The organism is Gottschalkiaceae bacterium SANA (genome assembly GCA_036323355.1).
Lineage (GTDB): Bacteria > Bacillota > Clostridia > Tissierellales > GPF-1 > GPF-1.
Genome location: AP028876.1, coordinates 1,854,812 through 1,878,505, shown reverse-complemented (window position 1 = coordinate 1,878,505; position 23,694 = coordinate 1,854,812). Strand labels below are relative to the sequence as shown.

Below are 23,694 nucleotides of genomic sequence, written 5' to 3'. Positions count from 1 at the left end.
CGCCTTTATAATACCATTTCCATTCAAAATATGCAATTTAAATTTCATAATAAACCGTAACATTTATAAAAATGAAAGTTTAATTGCAGAAACTTGCAAAAAAAAAGATAAGTCCGAAGACTTATCCTTATTTTGCATATTCAATTGCCCGTGTTTCACGGATAACATTCACTTTGATTTGTCCAGGATATTCCAATTCATCTTCGATGCGTTTGACAATATCGCGAGACATATGAATGATCTGATCGTCATTGACTAAATCAGAGTTCACAATGATGCGAATTTCACGACCCGCTTGAATGGCAAAAGACTTATCCACTCCCTCAAAGGAGTTAGAGATCTCTTCTAATTTTTCGAGTCGCTTGATATAGGTTTCCATGGTTTCTCTTCTGGCACCCGGTCGAGCGGCAGAAATTGCATCAGCGGCCTGAACCAAAATCGCTTCAATTGTTTGGGGTTCAATATCGCCATGATGGGCTGCAATTGCATGAAGAACCTTTGCATTTTCCTTGTATTTCTTGCAAAGATCGATACCGATTTCAATATGAGTGCCCTCAATTTCGTGATCGACGGCCTTGCCAATATCGTGTAAGAGTCCAGCTCGTTTTGCTATGCGGACATCGGCGCCAAGTTCAGCCGCCATGGTTCCAGCCAAATACGAGACCTCGATGGCATGCTTCAATACATTTTGTCCATAGCTTGTTCGGAAGTTCAGTCGGCCCAATAGCTTGATTAGTTCCGGATGAACACCGTGAATGTTTGCGTCGAAAGTTGCTTGTTCACCAAATTCTAATAATTGTGCTTCCAACTCTTTTTTTGCCTTGTTGACCATTTCCTCGATGCGAGCCGGATGAATGCGACCGTCTGCAATGAGTTTTTCCAAAGCGGATCTTGCAATTTCACGACGAACTGGATCAAAACTTGATAAGATCACTGCCTCTGGCGTGTCGTCGATGATCAAATCGACTCCGGTTAAGGTTTCAAGGGTTCGGATATTTCGGCCCTCTCGACCAATGATTCGTCCCTTCATTTCATCAGAAGGAAGAGCGACAACGGATACTGTAGTTTCCGCCACATGATCAGTTGAACATTTTTGAATGGCGTAGGTGATAATATTTCGTGCCTTTTTTTCCGATTCCATTTTTGTTTTTGCTTCGTTCTCTTTAATGATCTTTGCGGATTCATGGACAATCTCTTTTTCCAAATCATCCAATAGAATTTGTTTTGCCTGATCTCCGGTTAAGCCGGCAACACGTTCCAATTCTTCTTTTTGCTCTTGGTAAAGTTTTTCAATTTCATTCTCTCGGGTATCGATTTTTCTAACTTTTTTTGATAAGCCTTCTTCTTTTCGTTCAAGACTTTCTGATTTTCTGTCGAGCATTGATTCCTTATGAATGAGACGCTTTTCTTGAGATTGAAGTTCGGTTTTTCGTTCTTTGTTTTCGGCCTCCGCTGAAGAGCGCATCTTTTGTATCTCTTCTTTACCTTCTATGAGGACTTCCTTTTTCAAGGTTTCCCCAGTTCGCTTGCTTTCATCTATAATTCTTTTCGCCTCATCTTCAGCTGAAGTGATTTTCGATTCTGCTATTTTCTTTCGAATCATATATCCAACTAGAAATGATGCGGCGCCTGTTCCTGCTGCAATAAAAATTGAATTATCGATTGTCTTCACCTCCATGTCGTTATCAAATTGTTGTATCTTATACATTTTATTACTAATCAATTTGAGTGTCAAGATTGACAAGGCGATGAAAAAAAAAAGAGCAGGAAATTCCCTACTCTTTTTTCGTATCTGTCGATTCAAGTAAATCATATTTGGTTCGAATTTTTTGATCCAGTTCTTCCATCAAGGCGGGATGCGATTCTAGATATTCTTTGGAGTTGTTGCGTCCTTGCCCCAATTTTTCGTCGCCGTAGCTAAACCAGGATCCTGATTTGCGAACATAGCCCTCAACCACGGAGAGATCCAGAATATCACCGGATTTTGAGATACCTCTTCCGTAAATAATATCGAATTCAACTTTTTTGAAGGGTGGCGCGACCTTGTTTTTTACAACCTTGACGCGGGTGCGATTCCCAATGAATTCATCGCCATTTTTTATGGCTTCAATGCGACGAATATCGAGACGTACCGAGGCATAAAATTTTAGTGCACGACCGCCAGTCGTTGTTTCAGGATTTCCGAACATTACACCAATCTTTTCACGTAATTGATTGATAAAGATAACAATGGTATTGGATTTTTTTATGGAACCCGCCAATTTTCTTAAGGCTTGAGACATCAAACGAGCCTGTAGACCCATATGGCTGTCTCCCATCTCTCCATCGATTTCCGCCTTTGGAACCAAGGCGGCTACTGAATCGACGACTACAATATCGACTGCGCCGCTTCGAACAAGGGCTTCGGCGATTTCAAGGGCTTGTTCGCCTGTATCGGGTTGAGAGACGATTAGATTTTCAATGTCGACGCCTAGTTTTTCAGCATAGGTTGGGTCCAAGGCATGTTCTGCATCAATAAAGGCTGCATTCCCACCTGTTTTCTGTGCTTCAGCGATGCAATGAAGGGCTACGGTTGTTTTGCCTGAGGACTCGGGTCCGTAAACTTCGATAATACGTCCCTTTGGCAGTCCACCGATTCCTAGTGCCAAATCTAATTGTAGGGATCCCGTCGAGACGGATTCTATTTTGATATGTGCACTTTCTCCCAAGCGCATAATTGCGCCTTTCCCATATTGCTTTTCAATTTGACTCATTGCCATTTCTAATGCTTTTTCTTTGCTCATGAAAGTCACCATCCTTATTCGAACAATTGTTCTGTTTTCATTTTAGTACAAACGTTCCCTTTCGTCAAGATTAATTGACATTTTTAAAAAGTTTTGTGTTTTTCATGATATAGTCGGCACCAGAAATGATGGTAAGTCCCAGTGCAAGATAGAGCAAAATTTGACCCAATGGAAAGTTCAGAGATAAATTGTTGAACAAGACCACCACGATTGCCGCCATCTGACTGATTGTTTTTAGCTTTCCCCATTTGCTAGCGGCGATTACAACACCTTCATTGGCTGCTAATGTACGAATGCCTGTGATTGCGAATTCTCGAGTTAAAATGATCATGACGAACCAGGCAGGTAGGATGCCCATTTCCATAAAGCAAAGAAATGCCGAGGTTACCAGCAACTTATCAGCGAGAGGATCCATGAATTTTCCGAAATTTGTGACCAAATTGTACTTTCTTGCAATATACCCGTCTGCCGTATCTGTTAGACTGGCGATGATAAAGACGATAGCAGCCAATGTTTGATAGGCATGATCGTTCACCAGCAACAAAAACATAAAAATGGGGATCATCAAAATTCTGACAATGGTAAGTTTATTTGGTAGATTCATAGTACTTCTCCTCTCAAATCATATTCACTTGTATCAACAATACGAATTTGTAGCAAATCACCCAGGGAAACCTGCGAATCTATGGGAAGAACGACAATTCCATCAATCTCCGGCGCATCGATCCAGGTACGACCGATCATGATTTCCTCTTCTACATCAATTTCTTCGATTAGGGCCGTCATCTCTTTTCCCACCCATCGGGTCAATGTATTGGCTGAAATCTGCATCTGTTTTTGCATGAGTCGTTCTTTTCTATTTAATTTAATTGCTTGAGGGATTTGATCGGTTCGAATTGCCGCTGTTGTTCCCTCTTCTGCGGAGTAAGGAAAAACACCGACCTTATCGATGGGAACCTGTTCAACAAAATCAAGCAATTCTTGAAACTCTGATTCTGATTCACCGGGAAATCCAACAATAAAAGTCGTACGAATGATGGCATCCGGAATCATGGTGCGAATTTTATTTACCAAGATTTCCATGCTTTCACGATTTGAAGCACGATTCATTTCCTTAAGAACTTTGTTGTTGGCGTGTTGAAGAGGCAAATCAAAATACGGCAAGATGTGCTTTGCATCTTGAAAAACGGACAATACCTTGTCGGTTAGTCCTTCGGGATACATATAAAAAATACGGATCCAAAAGTCACCGTCGATTTCATCTAGATTTTTTAGCAATTGATCCAGTTGTGGTCTTCCTGCCCAATCGGCACCAAAACGCGTGGTATCCTGAGCGATCAGTATAATTTCTTTGGCGCCGTCAGAAACCAAGGCTTCCACTTCGGCTTGAACCGACTCGATCGTACGGCTTCGCAAATTACCACGAATTGAGGGAATGATGCAATAGCTACAGTTTTTGTTGCATCCTTCTGCAATTTTGACATAGCGAGTTGGTCGTTTTTCCGGTAAAACACGAAGAACGGTTTCGCAGTAAGGGCTGTTAAGTTGGCCCAGGTCAATAAAGTCTTCTGTGGCTTCGATGGCCTCAATAATTTTTTCCAAGTTTCCTGTGCCGATTAGTCCGTCGATTTCAGGCAATTCATTTAAAAGTTCTTGGCCGTATCGCTGGCTTAAACAGCCGGCTACAATCAGACGCTTGGCTTGTCCCTGCATTTTTAAATCAGCCAGATTTAAAATAGCGGCGATGGAATCTTCTTTGGCGTCTAGAATAAAGGTACAGGTATTGACAATAATGAATGTAGCCTGGGCCGGATCCTTTGTTACTTGATATCCCGCTTGGGTAAGATAGCCTGCAATTTGCTGGCTGTCAACTTCGTTCTTTGAACACCCTAGGGTTTCGATATAAAAATATTCGTTCATTTCTTCTCCTTTGGTGTGTTTTTCCATTCTACCAAGAGTGTGGACAGGTCTTCCGGGTTTTCATAGGAAATGGTTGCCGTGTAGGGCCAATCCAAGGTGTGCTCGTACAAAGGGTCATAGTAATGAATTAAGAGCTCTTCAATGGCTAGATCCAAATTGTCGGCTTCGATGGCTTGAAGAATTTTATTGCATCGTTCATGGCCAAGGCGTTTGCGCAATCGATTGGTGGCTGTGTTTAAAACATCCAACCTTCCTCCTGTGGAATAATCGTGGTAAAGATTTTGAATCCGTTGCGCACGACTGGTTTGCAATCGGATATGGATCCCCTTTTCATTGGCTTGATAAAAGACAGGCGGCAGTACCGCTTTTCCAACACGTTTACCTTCGCTTTCGATCCAGGCATAGTTTTTTCCCTGTTTAAGATTTGATTGAATCTGTGCATAAAGCATAGATTCAAAATTCTTTTGGGTAATGGTTTGATCATCGTAAAAAACATTGCCGTAGACGGAACCTGAGTTTTTTGCCAGTCGTTCCAGATGAATGATGGGTTCGTTTTTCTCTTCTAGTTGTTCCAAGGCCAGACTTTTTCCAACGCCTGTATAGCCGTGAAGAACCAGGAGTTGAAAGGGCATGGGTGATTCAAAGAAACGATTCACCTCTTGTCGAAACCCCTTGTATCCACCTTCTAACACGGTTGCCGGAATATTCATCATGGTGACAACATTGGCGATAGAATGACTTCGCATTCCGCCTCGAAAACATTGAAAACAGATTTTCTTTCCGGATTTTACAACTTCTCTTGCATAACGGTAAAAATCTAATAATTTAGGTGCTGCATAAAGCAGGCCTTTTTCCTTTGCGATCTCATGTGAGACTTGTTTAAAGATGGTTCCCACCTCGTGGTGTTCTTCATCGGTTAAGATTGGCATTGAGATGGCACCAGGAATATGGTCTTCTAAAAATTCACGGCTTGTTCGCACATCGACAATGACATAATCATCTTGATTCTGCAACAATTCTGAAATACTAATTTTCTGTATGGCTAGCAACAGAATCCTCCTTTTCATCTTGGCTCGTTAGGTAGTCGGCAGCAACAAGGACGGATCGTGCTTTGCTGCCCTGGTGGCCACTGACCATTCCATTTTCTTCTAATTGATCGATAATACGTCCGGCACGCGCATACCCTACCTTCAATCTTCGTTGAATCAGGGACGTGGAAGCGCGCTGTTCATCGATCACCAATTGTAGGGCTGTTTCATAGAGTGAATCGAGGGCATCCCGAGAGGTATCAATTTTTGGTTTTTCTAATTCCATTACTAGTTCTTCTTGAAATTCAGCTGGCTTTGCCAGGGACTGAACCAATCGATTGACCTCTTCTTCAGAGATAAAGGCACCCTGGGTACGTATCGGTTTCGAAGCGCCAACCGGATAAAATAGCATATCGCCTTTCCCCAAAAGTTTTTCTGCTCCAGCCATATCGAGAATCGTTCGAGAATCGACCTGGGAACTGACAGCAAAGGAAATCCGAGAAGGAATATTGGCCTTGATCAAGCCTGTAATTACATCGACAGATGGTCGTTGGGTCGCAACAATCAAGTGAATGCCTGCCGCTCGTGCCATCTGTGCCAATCGACAGATGCTGTCTTCTACCTCACCGGGTGAAGTCATCATCAGGTCAGCCAATTCATCGATAATGATGACGATTTGTGGCATGGCCTCAGCACCTTCGCGATCGATCATCTTTTCATTGTAGGCGCGATAATTTCGAACCCGTTCTTCAGAGAATAATTTATATCTCTTGGTCATCTCTCCTACAGCCCAATGCAAGGCAGAAGCCGCCTTCTTGGGATCAACAACGACGGGAATTAAAAGATGAGGAATTTGGTTATAGGCGGTGAGTTCTACCATTTTGGGATCAATTAACAACAATTTAACCTCTTCTGGCGAAGCCTTGTAGAGGATGCTGCAGATAATGGTATTGACACAAACACTCTTGCCGGAACCCGTTGCACCCGCAATCAAAAGATGGGGCATTTTTTCAATATCCGCAATCAATGGTTTACCGGCGATTGTTTTACCTAGGCCGATGGTCAGATTGGACTCGGATGCCTGAAATTGTGGGGTTTCAATCACCTCTCGAAAGAGAACCATTTGTTTCTTTTCATTTGGTACCTCAATGCCAATGGCTTTTTTGCCAGGTATGGGCGCTTCGATTCGTACGTCTGCACTGGCCATGCCCAGAGCAATATCATCAGATAGATTTTTAATACGGCTGATTTTTACTCCGGGAGCGGGTTGCAATTCAAATCGAGTGATGGATGGACCATAGCTGATATTGAGAATTTTAGATTCGACACCGAAGCTTTGAAGCAGGGCCACCAACTGTTCACCTTGCTCTTTGGCGTGCATATTACCGCGTTGAGGGTTTTGGTTGCCGCGCTTTAATAGATCAAAGCCCGGTCGCTGATAACCTGAGTGAGCCTGACTTGGAATGACCATCTCTTTGGGCGCTTCCGACTTTTGCTTTTTTACTGCTTTTGCCACCGGAATGGGTTCGTGTTTGCTAGTTTGGTCCAAAGGTTTTGATTGAAGAGGAGCCGTCTCAATAGGTTCGACTTTTCTTTTCGGTTTCTGAACCTTTTTCTTGCGAACTGGTTTCTCAACAGCTTTCATTTTTTTGTTCTTCCGCTCATTTTTGCGGTTGGTTTGAAAAGTGACAAATTGTTTTTTTACTTCATCGTTGATCAATAGATGGATCAAATAAAAGCTAGAGGCCGTTAATAGGATGACAAAACTTGCCATTCGACCGATTGCAGCCACCATGACATAGGCTAAGGAGAGTCCAATGGTACCACCCGCTGAAACCAGGTGAACATGAAGGTCCTCGGTTCGGCTATTCAACAAGACGGAATAGCTGTCTTTTAAGCTTCCGGCAGGACTTGCTAGTAAGTCTACTAGGGTGATAACAAGTAGAAATAAGACGGCAAAATCCAGTACATCGCGTAGCTTTAGCTCTTCCCCTTTAAAAACACGATAAGCAAAAAAGAAGAACAAAGCGGCCAAAATACCGGCTGCTTTTCCAAACAGCCATTGGAATCCCCATAGAAGACGGTCCGTAATAAAGCCGGTGGAAAGGTTTAAAAGGCCTAACAGTAAAACCACACCAATTGAAAATAAGAGCAGCGATCCAGCACGCTGTTTTCGAACATTTGGCTTGGAAGTTGATTTTTTCTTTTTTTGTCTTGGCATGTTTCCCTCCTGATGATCTCTATTATTTCCCTTCTTTATTTAGTTTCTTAACGGAAATTGCGATTTTTTCTGTGCGTTCCATGCTGATTGGACCTAGGGTGACGACACTTATATCTTGTTTGAGCAAGGATATCAAGAAGGCGTTGAGTTCAGCTTCGTCGATTGCTTCCACACCGGCTAAGATCTCCTCAGAATCGTATAGCGGTTCATTGAAGAGGGTTGCACGGCCCAGATAATTCATGCGGCTTGTGGGGCTCTCATCGCTAATTGCGAGGGTGCCTTTGAGATATCGCTGAAAGGTATGAATAGAATCTGAATCAATACCCTTTTCTCGAAGATCCTGAAAAATCTCTGCCAGCAGGGAAATGACTTCTTCCGTACGTTCCGGTTGAAATCCCGCGTAGATATTGAAGGCAGAATGATGTTGAAACAATTGTGAATAGGAATAGATCGAATACACCCATCCCCGCTCCTCACGAAACTCTTGAAAGAGGCGCGAACTCATGCTTGAACCCAGATAGCTGTTGATCATGGATAGATAGATCCGATCCATCAATTGATTCAAGGGTTGAAATTGAAGCCCTAATACGAGGTGCAATTGTTCGGTTTCTTTTGAATGGTGTTGATAGTGTTTCGCCTTTGTTGCACTCGCTACATTTGTTAGAGGGGAACTTACTTGTTTTCTTTCTGATGGAATCTGGGAAAACAGTTCTTCAACAAGGTTCACGTAGGTTTCGAAATCACCATTTCCTACGATGGACAGCACCATTTGATTGGGCTGGTAATAAGTCTGATGGTGGGTTTTCAGCTGTGATGATTCCATGGCTGAAACTGTTTTTTCTTCCCCAAGAATTCCCTTGGCGTAAGGTGTGGGTTCAAACATCAAGGCATCCAACAAATCGTGGATTCTTTCATCAGGTGTATCCAAGTCCATCTTAATTTCTTCCAGAATCACTTGACGTTCTTTTTCGACGTCGGCTTGCCTGATGGCAGGATTTAGAACAATTTCTGAAACGAGTGTCAAGAGGGACGAAAATTCTTCGTCGATGACACGGCCGTAGTAGCAGGTGCTTTCCTTCTCAGTGAAGGCATTTAATTGTGCCCCTAAAAGGTCGACATGGGAGGCAATCTGTTTGGCGCTCCATTTTTCATTCCCTTTAAAAATCATATGTTCAATAAAGTGAGCGATGCCCAGGTTTAATCCATCGTCTATAGATCCGACGCGAACCCATAGCCCAAAGGCTACAGAATGCATGGATTTCTTTTGCTCGAATACGAGTTTCATGCCATTGGATAATTGTGTGGTCTTTGTCATATTTTCCTCCGCAAACTAATTCTATTATACCATTGTTATTGACAAAGAAAAAACATGAACCCGAAGGTTCATGTTCAATTATTGTTCTTTTTTCTCGCTCGGCTTATCTTGTCGAGGAGCAGATGGACGTTTATCATCGCGACGCGGTGGTCGACGTCGATTGCCGTCTCTTGAATGAGAATTGCTTTTGCGGCTATCGTCTCTTTTTCGCTCGACATATGGAATGTCCGTGCGGGCCAAATCATAGCGGCCTTGATCATCGATGGCAACTAGTTTAACTTCTAACTCATCGCCAACCTTCACAACATCTTCCACACTCTTGACACGTTCAACGGCAAGGCGGGAAATATGGATCAAGCCCTCTTTGCCCGGCAAGAATTCCAAGAAAGCGCCGAATGTTAATGTGCGGGTTACCTTTGCCTTGTAGACGGTACCAACAACAGGATCTGTGACGATGGATTCAATAATGGCTTTCGCTCTTTCTCCAGCCTCTCCAGATTCTGCAGCAATTTCGATTAGACCTGAGTCATCAATATCGATTTTTGCACCCGTTTCTTCAATAATGGCATTGATTGTTTTTCCACCAGAACCAATAACGGTACGGATCTTGTCAACTGGAACCATGATAGAGATGATTCTCGGCGCATATGGTGAGGTATCCTCACGCGGTACTTGCATGGTTTCATTCATTTTATCAAGGATGTACAAGCGGCCCAATCTAGCACTTTCCAAGGCTTGCTCTAGAATCTTTCGTTCGATTCCAGCAATTTTGATATCCATTTGGATCGCTGTAATGCCTTCTCGTGTTCCGGCTACCTTAAAATCCATATCGCCAAGATGATCTTCCAAGCCCTGAATATCAGAAAGAATCGCTAAGCGATCGCCCTCTTTGATCAAGCCCATGGCAATCCCTGCAACCGGCGCAGTGATGGGAACCCCTGCATCCATCAAGGACAAGGTGCTGCCACAAATGCTGGCCTGTGAAGAAGAACCATTGGAACTTAGGACCTCAGAAACGACACGAATGGTGTATGGGAACGTTTCATGATCAGGAAGTACGGGAAGCAAGGCACGCTCTGCCAGGGCGCCGTGACCAATTTCACGTCGTTTTGGACCACGCATCATATAGGCTTCGCCTGTACAGTATGGAGGGAAGTTGTAGTGGTGCATATAAGAACGTTTCTCTTCTTTTCCCAATCCGTCAATAATTTGAACATCGCGAGAAGTACCCAAAGTCAAGATAGACATGGCTTGTGTCTGCCCTCTTGTAAAGAGTGCTGAACCATGGGTTCGTGGCAATAGGCCGACCTCGGAGCTGATGGCACGAATTTCTTCATGCTTTCGGCTGTCCGGACGAACGCCTTGCAAGATCAATTCACGAACTTCTTGTTTTAATAATTTGTCGAAGCTTTGCTTGAGTTGTCCTTTTAGGGTTTCTTCCTCATCGAGCAATTCAGCAAATACTTCTTCACGAACAGCGCTAATAGCTTCGTTTCGCGCTTGTTTTTCAAAAACCAAAACGGCTTCTTTTAATTTTGCCAAAGCCAAAGTTTCAACAGACGCGTAAAGTGCTTCATCGATTTCTGGCACTTCAAATTCAAATTTCTCTTTGCCTACTTCTGCGGCAATTTCTGAAATAAACCCACATAGATTTCTGATTTCATCATGAGAAGTTAAAATTCCGTCAAGCATTTGTGCTTCAGAAATAATATTTGATCCCGCTTCCACCATCATAACAGCTTCTGCGGTACCAGCAACGATCAAGTCAAGTTGTGATGCTTCTCGCTCAGCTTCGTTGGGCATCAGAATCACCTTTCCATCAATCATGCCTGCGTGCATGGAAGCAACAGGGCCGCTAAATGGAATGTCAGAAATGCTAATGGCTATTGCCGATGCAAGCATGGCAGGGATATCTGGTTTTACGTCCGGCTCAACAGAAAGGGCGGTTACAACGACTTGAACATCGTTGCGAAAGCCTTTCGGGAAAAGAGGTCGCATTGGACGGTCAATCAAGCGTGATGTCAAAATCGATTGCGTGCTTGGGCGTCCTTCTCGCTTAATAAATCCACCTGGAATTTTACCAGCTGAATAAAACTTTTCTTGATACTCAACGGCTAACGGGAAAAAATCAATACCCGGTCTAGGCGTTTTTGAACTGGTCACATTGGCCATGACAACTGTATCACCAAGGGATACCAGGCATGAGCCGTGTGCCTGCTCAGCGATTTTACCAGTGGTTACTTTCAGGGTTTTTCCTGCTAATGAATATTCAAATTCTCGAACCATCGTCTTCCTCCTTATCGGTCATAAAACAAAAAGCGGGGCTACCCCGCTTCTTATTATTTTCTTAGACCTAGTCTCTTGATTAAAATTCTATAACGATCCACTTCGGATTTTTTCAAGTAGTTTAATAGGCCTCGGCGCTGACCAACCATCTTTAATAGGCCACGTCGTGAATGAAAATCTTTTTTATGCGTTTGTAAATGTTCATTCAACTCATTGATGCGGGCTGTTAAGATTGCGATTTGCACCTCCGGAGAACCAGTGTCCCCTTCGTGTGTTTGGTATTCTGCTACAATTGATGCTTTAATTTCTTTTGCTAACATGTGTATTGCCTCCTCAAAATTATTTATTCTCCCTATCCGAGTGATCGTCGAGGTGTCGAAAAACGCAGATAGGGTAACAACATGTTACGATATCATAAATCTCTTAGTTTGTAAACCATTTCTCGTACTTGTTTAATGTCTTGGTGAATTTGATGAATCAATTCATCAAGCGTTGAAAATTTCTTTTCCACGCGAAGTAGTTGAAATAGGTTTAATCGAACCTGAGTATGATAAATTTCTTTATTGAAATCTAAGATATGGATTTCAATGCTCGGATGGATTCGCTGATCGACAGTCGGGTTCAATCCGATGCTTGTTACGGCATAATAGGCCTGTCCCTCTACCAAGACTTGTGAAAAATAGACGCCAAATTTAGGCACGACGTAGGGCAATCTCATCTCTAGATTTGCTGTCGGTATCCCCATTTTTCTGCCTAACTTTTTACCGTGAATGACATGTCCAGATAATTGATAGGGACGGCCTAGAAGATGTTCCGCCTCTAGTAGGTTTCCCGCTGAAATGGCTTCGCGGATGCGTGTACTGCTGATTCGCTCTTTGCCAAAACTCTTCTTGCCTACCACGATCACTTTTACGCCGGCTTTGCTGCAAATACTTTGCAGCAAGCTAACGTTCCCCTTGGCACCGGACCCAAATCGAAAGTCATGTCCAATGACAATGGTGGCAGCCTTCAGGTGCGTGAGTAAAACCTCTTCAACAAAGCGAGAAGGCGGCATATTTTTTACATTTGAAAATGGAATGGAATACATGGTGTCCACACCCAAGGATTCAAAAATTTCAATTCGCTGTTGGTTGGAAAACAAATAGCGAATTGCTTCTCTTCCCGGCAGATCGTGAGAGGGATGGCTCTGAAAGGTGAAGACCAATACGGCACGATCACTTTGATCCTTTTCATCACGGGCCATCTCCAAAAGGGATTGGTGACCGCGATGGATGCCATCGAAATTCCCAAGAACCACAATGGATTCTTGATCCATTTGATATTTTTCATTCATGATGATTTTCATAATCGAATCGACTCCTAAATGAATTGCCGTTTCATCTTCATCTGCTTGTTTTTGCATGTCGCGATTCCGAGAAATCCAGACGCGCTGTATACACGGAAGAACTCATCGGTTTGATCCGTTTCTTTTTCAATCGTTTGACCAAATAAAAGACGTTTCTCCGCATTCTTATCGACTTGAATTTTAGGATAGTGCGACAGTACTTGATCAATGGACAAAATTGAATTTTCCAATTGGTTCCAATCAAATAGTGCGTTTTCAGCTGTGAAGATCCCTGATTCCAATCGAATTAACATAGACATATGGCCTAGGCTACCCATTTCTTTGGCTAAGTCCCGGCACAAAGACCGGATATAGGTGCCTTTGGAGCAAACAACATCAAAGAGAAAACGGTTTTGGGCCACGGAAATCAAATCAATAGATTCGATTGTAACGTCTCTCAGTTTCATTTCTGGTGTTTTCCCGCTTCTCGCCAAGTCATAGGCGCGTTTCCCGTCGATACGAATGGCTGAGAAGATGGGTGGCCGTTGTTGAATGAGCCCTATAAAGGATTTTGCCGCTTCAAGAAAGGCATCTTTGGACCGGTCGATGTCCTCACTACTTGCAACTTCAGTGCCATATCGGTCACAGGTATCTGTCTCTACACCTAAAGCAAGTTCGGCACGGTAAACCTTTCTTTCTTCCGAAAGATAAGGAATCGCTTTGGTCGCTTTACCGATAGCAATAGGCAATACGCCACTGGCATTGGGATCTAATGTGCCAGTATGGCCCACCTGTCTAATGCCTGTAAGCCTTCTGACTCTTGAAACAATGTCATGGGACGTCATGCCCGTTGGTTTGAATACAACGATAAATCCATTCATATTGCTTCCTCGCAGGCTCGAATCAACTGGTCTTGGAATTGCTTCAAGTTACCTGAAAAGGACAGTCCCGCAGCATAGGCGTGTCCACCCCCACCGAACTGATGAGCAATTTTATCCACACGTGTCGGTGGTTTTGATCGCAAACTGGCTCGAAACTCATTTGTTCCTACCTCTTTGATCAAATAGGAAATCCGAACAGTTTCAATGTTACGTATAAATTCAACAACTCCGTCCAGATCCTCATATGAGGCCTGAAATTGATTTAAATTTTCTTGAGAAACACTGCACCCGCCGACTTGTCCATCGGAAGAGAATATAATGGATTGAACCAGGGTGATAAATAGTTTTGCTTTGTTGAGGGGTTCGCTTTGAAATAAGCGTTCACGAACCAGATCCACTTCAAAGGGATGACTCAACAATTCAGCTGTCGCTAAATGCGTTTTTTGGCTGGTGTTTGAATACTGGAAGCTTCCTGTATCGGTTGCGATGGCAACATAAAGATTACAGGCGATTTCAGAATCGAGTTTCCAGTTCAAATACTTTGCCAATTGATAGATCAATTCCCCTGTTGAAGAGCAATCTCCTTCAACCAAATTAATTTGGCCAAAGCTTTCATTGCTGCGATGGTGATCAATATTGATTAAAGAATCCGCCTGTTCCAGTAAGACCTTGGCGTCATCTAAACGATTTTCATCGCTGCAGTCAACCAAGATGCAAGCATCATAAGTCTTTTCTAGGCAGGTCTCAAAGGGCACAGCTTTGCTGGTATCCATAAAGGCATAACGAGATGGAGTCGAGTCCGATAGGACCCGCTCCACTCGACAATGATAATGATTTTCGATCAAAGCTGCAAGACCCAAAAGGGATCCTAGGCTATCTCCATCAGGATGGGCATGCGATACGATGCATACCGAATCAAGGTGACTCAGTTTTTCATGCAGCCGATTCGCTTCCCGTTTATTCATGATCTTCCCCATCTTTGATATCATTTAGAATTTTAGAAATTTTTAATCCATGTTCGATAGAATGGTCGTGGAAGAAATGTAACTCCGGTGTGAAATGCATCCGGACCTTACTACCAACAAGTTTTCTGAGGGCTCCCGACTTTTTTTGCAAAGCAGCCATCATTCCAGCCTCTTGTTCTTTGGTGCCTAGAATGCTAACAAATACTTTCGCATGTCGTAAATCCTTGGTTACATCGATTTGCGTGATACTCCAAATCGTTGCGGTTTCAGCATCGGTCAACAGATCTCGTATCCCTTTGCTCAATGTTTTTTTCATTTCTTCCGCTATACGGTCTTGTCTTGCGTAGCGCATACTATCCTCCAATTAACGTTTAATTTCTTCCATAATGAAGGCTTCAATTACATCGCCGTCTTTAATATCGTTGTAGTTTTCAATGCCAAGCCCGCCTTCATAGCCGGTCAAGACTTCCTTCACATCATCCTTAAATCGTCTTAGTGAAGTTAATTTACCATCAAAAATTACGATATTGTCGCGAAGCAAACGAATTTCAGAATTTCTAGTAATCTTTCCATCCGTCACATAAATTCCGGCCACAGTACCAGCATTCGGAACCTTGAAAGTAGCACGCACTTCGGCACGACCCTGAACAACTTCTTTGAATTCAGGAGCCAACATGCCGCGAATTGCAGCCTCGACATCCTCGATCGCCTTGTAGATAATTCGATATGTGCGCACATCGACGTGCTCTTGATCTGCCAAGGTAAGGGCAGATGTGGTTGGTCGAACATTAAATCCGATAATAATCGCATTTGATGCAGATGCCAACATGATATCCGTATCGGTGATAGCGCCAACGCCACCATGAATTGGATTAACCGTGACTTCTTCGTTGCTCAGTTTCAGCAAAGACTGCTTGACAGCTTCGATAGAACCTTTTACATCAGCTTTGATAATCAGATTCAGATCTTGCATCTCACCCAATTGTAATTGTTCATACAAATCTTCCAAGGATACACGTTTTGTTGTCTTGTATTTTGCTTGTCGCACTGTTTCTTGATTGGCACTGGCATAAGCCTTTGCCATTCTTTCAGTTTGAACGGCATATAGATTAGCGCCGGCCTCCGGTGTTTCAGAAAGGCCAAGCACTTCAACTGGTGTAGAAGGACCAGCCATTTTCACTCTTCGTCCCTTGTCATTGATCAAGGCGCGAACCTTACCAACTGCTACGCCAGAGAAAATAGGATCGCCCACATGCAGGGTACCTTTATTGACCACAATGGTAGCAACAGGACCTCGTTGACTGTCCAATCGAGACTCTACAACGGTGCCGACCGCAAGACGATCTGGATTGGCTTTCAATTCTTCCATTTCAGCAACCAAAAGAATCATTTCCATCAATTCGTCTAAACCTTCGCGTGTTTGTGCGGATACATTGACTGTGATGATATCTCCACCCCATGCTTCTGGGAATAGTCCGTGCTCGTTCAATTCTTGAAGCACGCGATCCGGATTGGCAGCGGGTTTATCGATCTTATTAATGGCAACAATAATCGGAACACCTGCGGCCTTGGAGTGATTGATGGCTTCAATGGTCTGAGGCATCACTCCATCATCAGCTGCAACAACAAGAATTGCGATATCCGTAACCTGAGCACCACGGGCACGCATGGATGTAAATGCCTCATGGCCGGGTGTATCCAAGAAAACAATCTCTTTATCATTTACCTTAATGCTTGACGCACCAATATGCTGGGTGATTCCGCCAGCTTCTCGTTCGGTAACCGCAGTGTCTCGAAGGGCGTCAAGTAGAGAGGTTTTACCATGGTCGACATGACCCATAACCGTAACAATTGGTGCACGGAACTGCAACAATTCTTCTGGATCTTCTGGGTCTAAATTTAAATCGATCAGGCTTTCTTTTTCCTTTTTAACGATTTCAATACCAAATTCCATGGCCATAAGTTCTGCTGTTTCAAAGGAAATGCTTTCGTTGATAGAAGCCATAGTGCCGGCCATCATCAACTTTCCAATCAAGGCATTGGCAGCGATATCCAGTTTTTCAGCCAAGTCTTTCACGGTAATGGTATCATCTATTTGAATGAGTCCATCATCCTCTGCTGCTTCTACTTGTGTTTCTTCTTGCTTTTGCGCAGGCATGAAGGTTTTCCTATTTTTCTTCTTTCGGTTCTTTTTCTTCTTCGGTGCTTCCTTAGCAGACTCCTCTGGCTTTGCTTGTGTGGGGGGAATCGGTGTTTCTTCCACAGGTGTTTCTTCTGTTTTTTCCGCAGCGAATAAGTCTAAGATGGTTTTTACCTCTTCATCTTCCAAGGTGCTCATGTGGCTTGAAGCTTCGATTCCAAGTTCTTCCAATTTACTGATCATTTCTTTGCTTGATAGGTTTAATTCCTTTGCTATTTGGTACACTCTTTTTTTTGTCATATAGATACCCCCATTAGTTTATATCATCTAATTGTTCCTCAACGATCTTTGCGAATTTTTTGTCCAGTATAGCAATGACTGTTGATTCTTCCCTGCCAATGGCGCGGCCAATTTCATCACGGTTTCCGTGAGTATAGATAGGCGTATTCGTCGATTGGCAAAGATTTGTAATTTTTCTGCGAGAATCGGCCGATAGATCTTCCGACAGCATGACCAGTTTCGCTTTTCTTTTTTTGATATTGATCGTTACGGCAGTAAAGCCGTTGGCTAGGTTTCCAGAGCGTTTTGCAAATCCAATCATGGTAGCCACTCTAGGATTCATTGGACAACCGCTCTAACAAGATCTTAACCTGTTCTTGAGATAATTCTACCTGAAGTGCTCGCTGTACAGCGTTAGTCTTAATGGCTCTCAGCAGGCAGGCTTCCTGCTCGCAGATATAGGCGCCACGTCCCGGTGCTTTCCCTGTACGATCCAAGGAAACTTCGCCTTCTGGATTGCGAACAATTCGAATTAATTCACGCTTTGGTTTTTGCTCACCGCATCCCACACATTTTCGTAGCGGTATCTTGCGTTTCTTCATTATTCCACTCCTTGTTCAGGCAAAGCTTCTTCCACATCCTCTGTAGCAGAATGAGTTTCATGACTATTCTGTAGTTCTTCATACTGTGTTTCGCTTTTTATATCGATCTTCCAACCGGTCAACTTAGCTGCTAGGCGCGCATTTTGACCCTCTTTCCCGATGGCCAGGGAAAGCTGATAGTCAGGCACAACAACTAAAGCTGCTTTATCCGTCTCATTCAAAGTGACTGAAACCACTTTTGAAGGGCTTAAAGCATTGGCTATAAAGGATTCATCTTCATTGGACCATTCGATGATATCTATCTTTTCACCGCTTAATTCTTCTACAATTGCCTTGACTCGTGTTCCTTTTTCACCGACGCATGCACCAACAGGATCGACATTTTCTTCGACATTATAGACAGCTAATTTGGTTCTTGAACCAGCTTCTCGTGCAACGCCAAAGATTTCAACGATTCCTTCCTCGATTTCTGGAACTTCCAATTCAAACAATCGTTTAACAAGACCCGGATGTGTTCGAGATAAAATAATCTGTGGTCCCTTGGATGTGCGTTTAACCTCAAGAATATAACATTTGATGCGATCACCTTGATTGTAAACTTCCATAGGCATTTGTTCGGCAGGAAGCAAGACACCCTCAGTTTTTCCCAGATTGATCAAAACGTTGTTTCGGGTAACTCGTTGTACAACTCCGGTAATCATTTCATTTTCTCGACTTGCATATTCGTTGAAGATTCCATCGCGCTCTGCTTCACGAATGCGTTGCACCACAACTTGTTTGGCATTTTGCGCGGCAATTCGCCCAAAGTCTTTCGGTGTAACTTCAAATCGAAGAAAATCCCCAAGAATCAGTTTTGGATCTTTGGCATGGGCATCTTCTACCGATACTTCTAATAGGTTGTCATATACATCTTCTACCACTTCTTTTAGGGCATAAACCTGCACAAGGCCAGTTTCTGCATCAATGATCACCTCAACATTTTGAGAAGAACCAAAGTTCTTTTTATAGGCAGAGATTAAAGCTGCTTCCAAGGCTTCCAAAAGGATCGCCTTAGATACGCCTTTTTCTTTTTCAATATCCTCCAGAGCTTTGATGAACTCTGTATTCATAAGATTTCCTCCTTAAGGTTTAGAATTCAATACGGTAATGAATTTTAGCAATTAATTTACGTTCAAATGTTTTTGTTTCGTTCTTGTCGTTGCGCAAGACAATAAATTCCGGAGCCAAGGATTCCAGGATTCCCACATGGATTTTCAAGCCATCGACTTTCTTGTAAAAAGTGGCTTCCACCCCTTTTCCGATGGCACGCTCATAGTCTCGTTCCGTCTTAAAGGGACGATCCAATCCGGGGGAAGACACCTCGAAAAAATAGGCTTCTTCCAAGGCTGTGACGGCATCCAATTCGCTATTGATTTTTTTGCTCATTCGCTGACAATCTTCGAGAGAAATATTCCCTTCTTGAGCCAGAAAAATTTTCAGATACCAAGCATCGTATTCATTGATCCATTCCACATCGACCAGTTCCATTTTCGGCTCCAAAAGAGGAGCGACCAATGCGGTCACCTGCTTAATGATGATTTTTTTATCCATTTTTTGGTCCTTTCTACACAAAAAACAATGAGTGGGAAGTCCCACTCATCAAGTCTATCTCTGTAAAACATACCATACTTTACGCAAAAAATCAAATCGAGAAAAGGGACAATTGGTTTGTCTCAGGTAGTCCATCGAGACATCCAGCCGAACGCAATCCTTCAACGGAAGTCTTGTTGACCTTGGCGCGTTGAACGAGATCCTCGATAGAAAGGAAGTCGCCTTTCTCCCTTGCCGCCACAATTCCTTTTGCGGCATTCTCCCCCATGCCCTGCAGGCTTCTTAGAGGTGGTAGAATCTTACCTTCGACAACCATAAACTTTGAATCATCTGAGTGATACAGATCTGGTTTTAAAACATTGATTCCACGAGCACACATTTCAGAAGCAACCTCCAGAACCGTCAATAGATTCTTTTCTTTTGCGCTTTTGTCATTGCCCAGCTCGTCTAGTTCTTTACGTCTCCGATTGACGGTATCTCTTCCCCTAAGAATGGTTTCCAAATCAAAATCTGCTAGTTTGATCGTGAAGTAAGTTGCATAAAAAGCATCTGGATAATAAACCTTATAATAGGCAATCCGATAGGACATCATGCAATATGCAACTGCATGGGCTTTCGGGAACATGTATTTGATCTGCTTGCAAGACCATATATACCAATCTGGAATCTCCATTTCTTTCATATAGCTTTCATCTTCCGGTGTCAGCCCTTTTCCCTTTCGGACCATTTCCATAATGGTAAAGGCACGTTTCTTTTCAAGTCCATGTTGAATCAAATAAATCATAATATCATCACGGGTTGAGATGACGTGCTTTAAGCTGGTTGTTCCTTTTCTGACCAACTCTTGTGCGTTGTTCAGCCAGACATCTGTTCCGTGGGACAAACCACTGATTCGCGCCAATTCGGAAAAGGTTGTCGGTTGGGTGTCAATTAACATCTGACGAACAAATTTTGTGCCGAACTCCGGTATGCCAAAAGAACCAACTGGTGAGTCAATATCCGCCGGTGTGATGCCCATGGCCTCTGTCGAAGTAAAAAGGGACATGGTTTTAGGCTCATCCAATGGAATCAATGATGCGTTTGTACCCGTAAAATCCTCTAGCATTCGAATAATCAAGGGTGTATCATGTCCCAGAATATCCAGCTTCAAAATACGACCGCTGATGGAGTGATAGTCGAAATGGGTAGTCAAAACGCCAGAGTTCACGTCGTTGGCAGGAAATTGAATGGGAGAAAAATCATGGATATCTTTATCCCTCGGAACAACCATGATCCCGCCGGGATGTTGTCCAGAGGTTCGCTTGATTCCCGTACAGCCTTGGATCAAGCGTTCCGATTCCGCACGATTCAATGGCTTTTCCCGCTCTTCATAATACTTTCTTACAAATCCATAAGCGGTTTTGCTGGCGATGGTTCCGATCGTACCGGCCTTAAAAACATTCTTTTCACCAAAAAGTTCACCCGTATATCGATGGGCGATTCCTTGGACCGGACTGCCAAAGTTTAAGTCGATGTCGGGTTCTTTGTCTCCTTCGAATCCCAAGAAAACCTCAAAAGGAATATCAAATCCGTTCTTTTCCATTTGAGTCTGACAGTGCGGACATTTTTTTTCTGGCATATCCGCACCAGACCCATAACTGCCATCAAGAATAAACTCACTGTGTTTACAAGCGGGACAAACGTAATGCGGTGGTAAAGGATTCACCTCAGTAATTCCGCTCATGGTTGCCGCGAAAGAAGAACCGACGGAGCCTCGAGAGCCCACCAGGTAGCCCAAGTCATTGGACTTTTTTACCAATTTCTGCGCACTGATATAGAGTACGGCATATCCGTTTCCAATAATACTCTTTAACTCACGATCAAGTCGGTCGGCTACCAGATCTGGCAGGGGTTGACCGTAAATGGATTTTGCTTTTTCTTCACACATGGATTGGAGCTCTTCATCCGCCCCGTCAATTTTTGGCGGGAAGGTCCCGTCGGGAATTGGCAATACCTCTTCAAATTGTTCAAGCAATCGGTTGGGGGCGTGAATGACGACTTCTTCAGCTAGCTCTCTGGGCAGGTATGAAAACTCCTTCAGCATTTCATCGGTTGTACGTAGATATAGTGGTGCTTGCTGATCAGCATCGTCAAAGCCCTTTCCAGACATCAGAATTCGTCGGAAGACTTCGTCATCTTGATTTAAAAAATGCACATCCCCTGTTGCAATTATGGGAAGGTTCTTCTCTTTTCCTTTTTCTATGATTTCGCGATTGATATCCATCAATTCCTTTTCGGATTTTACATTGCCGTTTCGGATTAAATGGGCATTGTTACCCAGGGGTTGAATCTCGAGATAATCATAAAAATCGATGATGTTATTTCGTTCCTCCATGGAACGATTTTGTAGAATGCTGAGATAAACCTCTCCTGCCTCGCAGGCAGAACCGATCATCAGGTCTTCTCTGCTGGCGCGAAGCATAGACTTCAACATCCGTGGTTTCCGGTAAAATGTATCAATATGTGAAGAGGAAATCAATTTGTATAATTCCTTGATTCCTTTTTGATTTTTCGCGAAAACAATCACGTGATAAGGTCTGGCTGCTTTATAGTTGTAGTTAGCCTTAAAATGAGCAGCGGCTTCTTCCCAATGGGTGATTTTTTGCTTTTGCATTTCATCCAAACAGCGTAGGAAGATATCTCCTGTAGCACGGGCATCATCGATCGCCCTATGATGGCTTGCCAGGGATACACCCAGTTTCTTGCAGACTTTGTTCAAGGCAAAACTCTTTAATTGTTGAAAAAGTGCCCGTGTTAGTTCCAAGGTGTCGGCAATGGGGTATTCAAAGGCCAGGCCTTGCGCCTGATAAAGGGTCCGCAAAAATCCGCAGTCAAAGCGGGCATTGTGGGCAACCAATACACTGCCCTTTAAAAAGTTGTGAAAGGATTCAAACACATCCTCGATTTTCGGTTGACCTGCCAGCATATCGTCACGGATCCCGGTCAATTCTGTAATCTTGGGATCGAGACTGCGGTTAGGGCAAATCAATTGGTTAAAGGTATCAACCACACGTTGTCCTTTAATTTTAACGGCTCCAATTTCTATAATGTCATCTTTATAAGGAGAAAATCCGGTTGTTTCCAGGTCAAAGACGACATACTCTCCATCAAAGTCCGCTAGGCAGTCAACGGACATCGGCAAACTTTCATCATCAACCAAATAACCCTCGACCCCATATAAAATTTGGATGTCCAGTTTTCTTGCCGTATTCATGGCATCCGGAAAGGCTTGAACGACACCGTGATCCGTAATGGCAATGGCGGGGTGTCCCCAGCGGGCAGCAGTAGCGACTAAACTTTTTGCAGTAGCGGTGCCATCCATATCGCTCATTGTCGTATGGCAATGGAATTCAATTCTTTTTTGTGGTGCCAAGTCTTCTCGCTTGGGTGTTTTTACTTCTTGGATTGCTCTAGCCATGACTAGATTTTCTTTATCAAAGCTATCGAATTGAAATTGTCCCATCACACGATAGGCATTGCCTTCTTTGATCATAGATTTTACGCGAGGTGAATCACTTGCCTTAATAAAGAATTTGATAGTGATGGAATTGGTTTTATCGGTCATATAGAATTTGTGCAATACTTTATCTCGAATCTCGCGGGTATCGTACGAGAATATTTTTCCTTCAAAAACGACAACTTCTCCCAAGGTATGAAAGTCATCGATGGCAAGCACTTCGTTCCCCATTTTCTTACCAAGGACAAAGTCATCACTTACAGGTGTGCTTTTTTTGGTCTTTTCTGTTTTTTTTGCCACGACCAGATTCTTTTTGATTTCTGCCCGAATTTCTTCTTCTTTTTTTTGTTTTATGGCTTCAAAATCAACAGTTGGAGAATCGGATTCGATAGCTTTGAGCTGAATTGAAAAATCTTGCTTGTATTTTTTATTTAAATAATTTTCCATGACTTCAGTGATCCGGCGTTGGATCAAGATCTCCATAAGTTGGTCGGATGATAAGTGAATCTCCATGGAGCTGTTAAGGGGATGCCATTGGATTTTTTCAATTTCACCCCGGCATGAAGGTACTTCACGAAGCATCATCTCTGCAAGTGCTGATTGTTCAAAGCTGAGAATTTGTTTGACGTCTGAAAAACTAGATTCGAAACGAAGTCTAAGATCCTTGAATTCAGGCATGGCTTTTTTAAATAAGCTATGCACAGCCTTCAATTTTTCTTGAGAGATCAAGGCTGAGCTAGTCAGAAAAATTTGCATGGCATGTTTTTCTTGATGGATCAAGATTTGTGTTACCTTGATCTGATCACCATACTGGGCGATCACAGGATGTTCATCGGGCTGAAAAAAAGTAGTTAATGTTTTCAT

Annotated in this window: 19 protein-coding genes; all 19 read right to left on the bottom strand. The window is 43.2% G+C overall.

Annotation, left to right across the window (positions count from 1 at the left end):
• Window positions 1-127 precede the first annotated feature (127 nt).
• Entirely contained in the window at window positions 128-1,708 is a 1,581-nt protein-coding gene (gene rny / locus AC25CA_RS08850; protein ID WP_486813489.1) for a ribonuclease Y, read from the bottom strand.
• A 67-nt stretch (window positions 1,709-1,775) separates the two neighbouring features.
• A complete protein-coding gene (gene recA / locus AC25CA_RS08845) occupies window positions 1,776-2,783 on the bottom strand; it encodes a recombinase RecA (RefSeq protein ID WP_486813488.1) in 1,008 nt (335 codons plus the stop codon).
• A gap of 70 nt (window positions 2,784-2,853) precedes the next feature.
• Window positions 2,854-3,387 (bottom strand): CDP-diacylglycerol--glycerol-3-phosphate 3-phosphatidyltransferase, encoded by a 534-nt coding sequence (gene pgsA, locus AC25CA_RS08840; protein ID WP_486813487.1) that lies wholly within the window; start codon window positions 3,385-3,387, stop codon window positions 2,854-2,856.
• On the bottom strand, window positions 3,384-4,703 hold the full coding sequence (gene rimO / locus AC25CA_RS08835; RefSeq protein WP_486813486.1) for a 30S ribosomal protein S12 methylthiotransferase RimO: 1,320 nt from the start codon (window positions 4,701-4,703) through the stop codon (window positions 3,384-3,386). The genes pgsA and rimO overlap by 4 nt, the downstream gene beginning before the upstream one ends.
• Window positions 4,700-5,752 carry a tRNA 2-selenouridine(34) synthase MnmH gene (gene mnmH, locus AC25CA_RS08830; protein WP_486813485.1) on the bottom strand — a complete coding sequence of 351 codons (1,053 nt, stop codon included), beginning with the start codon at window positions 5,750-5,752 and terminating at the stop codon, window positions 4,700-4,702. Before mnmH ends, rimO begins: the two co-directional genes overlap by 4 nt.
• On the bottom strand, window positions 5,730-7,952 hold the full coding sequence (locus AC25CA_RS08825) for an FtsK/SpoIIIE family DNA translocase (protein ID WP_486813484.1): 2,223 nt from the start codon (window positions 7,950-7,952) through the stop codon (window positions 5,730-5,732). Before AC25CA_RS08825 ends, mnmH begins: the two co-directional genes overlap by 23 nt.
• 22 nt (window positions 7,953-7,974) lie before the next feature.
• On the bottom strand, window positions 7,975-9,267 hold the full coding sequence (locus tag AC25CA_RS08820; RefSeq protein WP_486813483.1) for a M16 family metallopeptidase: 1,293 nt from the start codon (window positions 9,265-9,267) through the stop codon (window positions 7,975-7,977).
• A 78-nt stretch (window positions 9,268-9,345) separates the two neighbouring features.
• Window positions 9,346-11,553 carry a polyribonucleotide nucleotidyltransferase gene (locus tag AC25CA_RS08815; protein ID WP_486813482.1) on the bottom strand — a complete coding sequence of 736 codons (2,208 nt, stop codon included), beginning with the start codon at window positions 11,551-11,553 and terminating at the stop codon, window positions 9,346-9,348.
• 53 nt (window positions 11,554-11,606) lie between these two features.
• The gene (gene rpsO, locus AC25CA_RS08810) at window positions 11,607-11,873 is read right to left on the bottom strand and encodes a 30S ribosomal protein S15 (RefSeq protein ID WP_486813481.1); all 267 of its coding nucleotides are present in this window, start codon (window positions 11,871-11,873) and stop codon (window positions 11,607-11,609) included.
• A gap of 92 nt (window positions 11,874-11,965) precedes the next feature.
• Window positions 11,966-12,955 carry a bifunctional riboflavin kinase/FAD synthetase gene (locus tag AC25CA_RS08805; RefSeq protein WP_486813480.1) on the bottom strand — a complete coding sequence of 330 codons (990 nt, stop codon included), beginning with the start codon at window positions 12,953-12,955 and terminating at the stop codon, window positions 11,966-11,968.
• Window positions 12,913-13,758: a tRNA pseudouridine(55) synthase TruB gene (gene truB / locus AC25CA_RS08800; RefSeq protein WP_486813479.1), complete on the bottom strand. Its 846-nt coding sequence runs from the start codon at window positions 13,756-13,758 to the stop codon at window positions 12,913-12,915. Before truB ends, AC25CA_RS08805 begins: the two co-directional genes overlap by 43 nt.
• The gene (locus AC25CA_RS08795) at window positions 13,755-14,723 is read right to left on the bottom strand and encodes a DHH family phosphoesterase (RefSeq protein ID WP_486813478.1); all 969 of its coding nucleotides are present in this window, start codon (window positions 14,721-14,723) and stop codon (window positions 13,755-13,757) included. Before AC25CA_RS08795 ends, truB begins: the two co-directional genes overlap by 4 nt.
• Entirely contained in the window at window positions 14,716-15,075 is a 360-nt protein-coding gene (rbfA, locus tag AC25CA_RS08790) for a 30S ribosome-binding factor RbfA (protein WP_486813477.1), read from the bottom strand. Before rbfA ends, AC25CA_RS08795 begins: the two co-directional genes overlap by 8 nt.
• Window positions 15,076-15,087: 12 nt before the next feature.
• Window positions 15,088-17,163 carry a translation initiation factor IF-2 gene (infB, locus tag AC25CA_RS08785; protein WP_486813476.1) on the bottom strand — a complete coding sequence of 692 codons (2,076 nt, stop codon included), beginning with the start codon at window positions 17,161-17,163 and terminating at the stop codon, window positions 15,088-15,090.
• Between the two features lie 13 nt (window positions 17,164-17,176).
• Window positions 17,177-17,485: a L7Ae/L30e/S12e/Gadd45 family ribosomal protein gene (locus AC25CA_RS08780; RefSeq protein ID WP_486813475.1), complete on the bottom strand. Its 309-nt coding sequence runs from the start codon at window positions 17,483-17,485 to the stop codon at window positions 17,177-17,179.
• On the bottom strand, window positions 17,475-17,744 hold the full coding sequence (gene rnpM, locus AC25CA_RS08775; RefSeq protein WP_486813474.1) for an RNase P modulator RnpM: 270 nt from the start codon (window positions 17,742-17,744) through the stop codon (window positions 17,475-17,477). Before rnpM ends, AC25CA_RS08780 begins: the two co-directional genes overlap by 11 nt.
• Window positions 17,744-18,853, bottom strand: coding sequence for a transcription termination factor NusA (gene nusA / locus AC25CA_RS08770; RefSeq protein ID WP_486813473.1), 1,110 nt, complete (start codon window positions 18,851-18,853; stop codon window positions 17,744-17,746). The genes rnpM and nusA overlap by 1 nt, the downstream gene beginning before the upstream one ends.
• Window positions 18,854-18,872: 19 nt before the next feature.
• Complete coding sequence (locus AC25CA_RS08765) at window positions 18,873-19,334, bottom strand: ribosome maturation factor RimP (RefSeq protein WP_486813472.1); 462 nt, start codon at window positions 19,332-19,334, stop codon at window positions 18,873-18,875.
• A 91-nt stretch (window positions 19,335-19,425) separates the two neighbouring features.
• The gene (locus tag AC25CA_RS08760) at window positions 19,426-23,694 is read right to left on the bottom strand and encodes a PolC-type DNA polymerase III (RefSeq protein ID WP_486813471.1); all 4,269 of its coding nucleotides are present in this window, start codon (window positions 23,692-23,694) and stop codon (window positions 19,426-19,428) included.